Source organism: Halobacteriovorax sp. (assembly GCF_041587335.1).
In the GTDB taxonomy this organism is placed as follows: Bacteria; Bdellovibrionota; Bacteriovoracia; order Bacteriovoracales; family Bacteriovoracaceae; genus Halobacteriovorax.
Window position 1 is genome coordinate 1 of the sequence record NZ_JBFGYP010000171.1, and the last position, 4,946, is coordinate 4,946.

The following is a 4,946-nucleotide window of genomic DNA, read 5'->3' on the forward strand; positions in this document are numbered from 1 at the left end:
CTTGAGTATGTTGAGGTTGCTCAACTTTGTTTGTTTCATATCTTGCTGCTGCATCTTTTATAGATTGAGCTAAAGTACCCTGTTGAGTTTCTTCCGTTGCTCTATATGCAGGCTCTTCATTCCAAGACTTTTCTTCTCTCCAAGTTTGTGTTGTTTCTTCTGGAGTTGTCTTAACAAATTCTCTCTCTTCTACATGTTGAGTTTGAACTGGCTCAGACCAAGTTTGTTGTGGTTGAGCTTGAGCCTGTTGAGGCTCTCTAGCCACAACTTCTTCTCTTGTCTCTTCTACAGCATCTTCTTGTCTCCATGAGTTTGGAGTTTCTTGTTGTCTTTGTACTGGTCTTAACTTTTCCACCATTTGTACTGAACGATTCTGAGGAAGTGCTGCCACTTTCTCTAATCCACCAAGTCCTGTTGCAACAACAGTAATCTTGATATTATCTTCCATTGTGTCGTCAATTACTGTTCCAAAGATAATTTCTGCATCATCATCTGCTGCTTCCATAATTAGAGTAACAGCTTCATTTGTTTCATGCATTGTAAGTGATGCATTACCAGTAATATTGATAATGATACCTGTTGCACCATTGATTGAAATATCTTCAAGAAGTGGTGAACTGATTGCTTCAGTAGCCGCCTTGATAGCTCTATCAGGTCCTGAACAAAGTCCTGTTCCCATAAGAGCAAGACCTTTATTTGCCATTACTGTCTTAACGTCTGCAAAGTCAGCATTAATATGACCTGTTGTATTGATTAGATCAGAGATACCTCTAACAGCATTTAAAAGTACTTCATCTGCTTTTTTAAATGTATCAACAAGTGATAAACTCTCACCCGCCATGTAAAGAAGTCTTTGATTTGGAATCGTAATTAATGAATCAACGTTTTCTTCTAAAACTTGAATCCCTGCATCTGCCTGGCGGAATCTTTTCTTACCTTCGAATAAAAAAGGCTTAGTAACAACACCAACAGTTAATGCTCCTAACTCTTTAGCTAGCTTAGCAATCACGGGAGCTGCACCAGTTCCAGTTCCACCACCCATACCGGCAGTGATGAAGACCATGTCAGAATCTTGTAGTATTTCACTTAGTTTCTCATACTCATCCATCGCCGCTTTGCGACCAACTTCTGGGTTTGCACCTGCTCCTAGACCCTTAGTGATTTCAGCACCTAGTTGAATTTTTGTTGGTGCTAAGTTTGCATTTAGCGCTTGTTGATCAGTATTAGCTACAATGTACTCAACACCAGTAAGACCGGCCTTAATCATTGTATTAACAGCGTTACATCCGCCGCCACCAACACCAACTACTCTAATTTTTGCACCATCTGTTAAAATTGCTTGTTCTTCTGTCATCTCAAACATGAGAGCCCCCTAATTAAAAAATTTCTTTGAAAACAGATTTTAGGGAATCACTAAATTTCCCAATCAAATCCATTTGATTGTTATTAATATCTTTTTCATCTACATGAACCAGTTCATTTCTATTTGACTCAATCAATAGACCAAGAACTGTAGAAAATTTCGGATTCTGCATAATATTTGTCATTCCACCAAATGGTGCTGGATATCCAATCTTTGTTGGACGTTCAATAATATACTCACCAAGTTCTGCCACACCTTTAATCAGTGCGCCCCCACCTGTGAGTACTATTCCACCAGTGATCTCATTACCAAGATTTTTCTCTGCAATGATATTTCTTATAATGTTAAATAACTCTTCCGCCCTAGCTCCAAGAACATCTGCAATTAAGCTCAGTTGAACTTCTCTAGGCTTAGTTCCACTCAGGCCTTGAACCGTAATATGAGCAGATTGGTTTAATTGTTCTGCCAACACGCTACCATGGTTTATTTTAATTCTCTCAGCTTCTGCATGAGGAATTTTTAAAGCTATCGCTAAATCATTTGTAAAATGATTACCACCAACAGGGATAATTTGAGAGTGAATTAAACTTCCTTCTTTCCAGATTGCAATATCAGTAGTTCCACCACCAATATCAACGAGAATAACTCCCATCTCTCTTTCCTCTAAAGAAAGAACTGACTCAGACGAAGCAATAGGTTGAAGTGTTACTCTGTTTGCTATAACACCTGCTTGCTCAACACACTTTACTAAGTTCTGAATTAATGGAATTGAGCCCGTAACAATATGAACATGCGCTTCAAGCCTTACTCCGCACATACCAACTGGATCTTTAATTCCATTTGTATTATCAACTCGGAATTCTTGTGGGATTACATGTAACACTTCTCTATCAGAAGGTATTACAACGGCCTTAGCAGCTTCCAGTACTCTATCTACATCAGCAGGGGTGATCTCTTTCCCCTTGATTGCTACAACACCTGAACTATTGAAGCTATAAATATGGCTTCCTGCAATTCCGATTGTTGCGCTACTAATATTTACTCCGGCCATCAACTTTGCCTCTTCAATTGAGCTGTGAATAGAGCGAACTGTCTTATCTATATTTACGACAGAACCTTTCTTCAGCCCATGACTAGGGTGAGTACCGATACCAATAATTTCTAATTCTGAATTAGGACCCTGAACACCAACTATGGTGCAGACTTTTGTTGTGCCAACGTCTAGGCCGACTATGATGTTTTTTTCGTTCATGAGATTCCTTTCTCACTGATTTTCAATCAATCCGTTGATTTTGCCCTATTTATTTTTTTTAAATAAGGTGTTATGAAAATTTTAGAATTTGTCGTTAAACTTGACAACAACTTTTTTTGAATTTGTTAGATTAATAATTGCAGGGATTTTCTTCTTTAATTCCATGTAGTTAACTATCTTGGCTAACTTAGTCATTTTCAACGCCCACTCATCAGGCCCCATAAAAACACTTGATGGATGATTGTTTAACGAGAGTATAATTGTTAATTCTTTATCATCGTTAATAATAACTTCTGCAAGTTTTTTTCTAAAACTTATCGGCATTCCCGAAACTAAAGTAGTTATATCTTTTTGAATTTTTTCATCCATATCACCAACAGGTAAGGCCAAGAAAGGAAGATCATAATTTAGCTTATCCTCAGTTCTCAATAAAACCTCATAAGTTGGATCAAATAATTTTCCATTATCAACAAGAATGGCCTCATAAGACTCAAGACCACCTTCCTTATATATTTGAACTTTCATCAATGGCTCTGGGCACTCATAAGTGAAGTGTAAATATTTTTTTAAAGGATCATATTTTACTTTATATGATGATATAAAGTGCTTCTCATCTAACTTATCTTTAACTATTTTTGTTTTTACATCTCTAAGAGATTTATTCTTTTCAAAAGACTTAATAAGCTGAAGTGTCAATGTTCCAGCAGCTCTAGAAGGACATCTACCAAATGAAGTTCTGTATTTAACTTCAAGACGCTTTTCAATTCCTAAAGAAGTAACACCTTCTTCCACCATGAATACACATAGAAGCAACACAGGAGTGATCAATAGAAATCTTAATTTTGAAGAACTTTTTATCATTTATGGCCCTAAAGTTTTACTTCCGTTTCAAATTCGACACCGTATTGAAGTAGAAGTTCATCCTTGATTATATTTATTAGAGCGACGACATCTTTATGTGAAGAAGAATTTGTATTCTCCATAAAGTTGGCATGCTTTGGACTTATCCTCATTCCATTGTAAGTAAGTCCCTTTAAACCCATTATATCAATAAATTTTCCGGCCAGGCAAGTTCTCTTATGTTTACTATTCTTAAAAACACAACCACATGTCCACTCTTTGAGAGGTTGTGTACGGTTTCTTAACTCTAAATACTCTTTAATTTGTTTAGAAATACTCGGGTCTTCACCAAAATGTTTCATTTCTACTTGATAAATAAATTCACCATCTGCAAGAAAGTTTTGCTTTCTATAACTAAATGAATCTTCATTCATTAAGTGAATATTCTCTTCACCTTCTTTAGTGATAGTAAAAACTCTAGTTACAAGTGGACCTATTTCTCCAAGGTTTGTACCTGCATTCATAAAGATGGCACCACCTAGTGTGGCCGGAATTCCAGTAAATGCTTCCCATCCCTTAAGACCTTTCTTTACAGCATGTGAAGATAAAACACTTAAAGTTACAGAAGCAGGTAATAGGTAAGTATCTCTAGCATTTAATAAATACGATTTATCAAATGGAAGAGATAGTTTTATATACGGAATTTCAGAAGTCTCAGAAAGAAGCTGATTTGCCCCCATTCCTAAAACTCTATATTCAATTGAATTTTCAGACAACGTTTTCAAGCATGACTTTAAACCTGAGACACTAGTGACCGTTATCAAGTCACCAACACACTTTAGTCTCATCGTACTATGTTTTGTTAAATCTTTTTTAGACTCAAAAACAATACCATCAATGCCTGTAACTATATTTTCTATATTCATTAGTTATTTGTCTTCTCTCTAATAATTCGACCAATAGAACCTGCACCTAATGTAACTAGAGTTACATTCTCATTCTTATATTTATTGATTATAGAGTCTATATTTTCAATAGAGTCTAGTTTGTGAACAAGATCTGGATGAAGTTGATTTATATCTGAAATTAATCTATCGCTCTCGATTCCAGCAATTGGTTTTTCACTTGCAGGGTAAATAGGTGAGATATAAACCCTGTCTGCAGAGTTAAAACAATGTAAAAATGAATCCCAACAGTCTCTTGTTCTACTATATCTATGGGGCTCAAACACTACGACAATCTCTTTATCTGGACGTGTTTCTTTCATTGCCTTCAAAGTCACATCTATCTCAGTAGGGTGGTGAGCATAGTCATCAATAACTTCAAACTTTTCTTCTTTTAGTAATGTTTGAAATCTTCTTCCAACACCATCAAATTTAATTATTGAACTAGCGATTTCTTTAAAAGGAACACCCATATTATAGGCGAGAGCAATTGCTCCCAATGAGTTTAAGATATTGTGCTTACCAGGAATTGTGATTGTTATCTCAA

General features: G+C 36.0%; 5 protein-coding genes. All 5 read right to left on the bottom strand.

The annotated features are described in order from the left end of the window. A partial coding sequence (gene ftsZ / locus ABX784_RS15415) for a cell division protein FtsZ (RefSeq protein ID WP_372655956.1) occupies nucleotides 1-1,363 on the bottom strand: 1,363 nt, incomplete at its 3' end. A gap of 13 nt (nucleotides 1,364-1,376) precedes the next feature. Then, a complete protein-coding gene (ftsA, locus tag ABX784_RS15420; protein ID WP_372655957.1) occupies nucleotides 1,377-2,615 on the bottom strand; it encodes a cell division protein FtsA in 1,239 nt (412 codons plus the stop codon). Between the two features lie 81 nt (nucleotides 2,616-2,696). Then, on the bottom strand, nucleotides 2,697-3,476 hold the full coding sequence (locus tag ABX784_RS15425) for a hypothetical protein (RefSeq protein ID WP_372655958.1): 780 nt from the start codon (nucleotides 3,474-3,476) through the stop codon (nucleotides 2,697-2,699). Between the two features lie 8 nt (nucleotides 3,477-3,484). Further along, complete coding sequence (locus ABX784_RS15430) at nucleotides 3,485-4,381, bottom strand: UDP-N-acetylmuramate dehydrogenase (protein WP_372655959.1); 897 nt, start codon at nucleotides 4,379-4,381, stop codon at nucleotides 3,485-3,487. After that, nucleotides 4,381-4,946, bottom strand: a 566-nt coding sequence (locus ABX784_RS15435; protein ID WP_372655960.1) for a glutamate ligase domain-containing protein, incomplete at its 5' end; no start/stop codon positions are given. The genes ABX784_RS15430 and ABX784_RS15435, both read right to left, overlap by 1 nt.

Bases quoted from the DNA above. Each gene is read 5' to 3' on its own strand.
- ftsA (WP_372655957.1), bottom strand. From the start codon at position 2,615: ATGAACGAAAAAAACATCATAGTCGGCCTAGACGTTGGCACAACAAAA.
- ABX784_RS15425 (WP_372655958.1), bottom strand. From the start codon at position 3,476: ATGATAAAAAGTTCTTCAAAATTAAGATTTCTATTGATCACTCCTGTG.
- ABX784_RS15430 (WP_372655959.1), bottom strand. From the start codon at position 4,381: ATGAATATAGAAAATATAGTTACAGGCATTGATGGTATTGTTTTTGAG.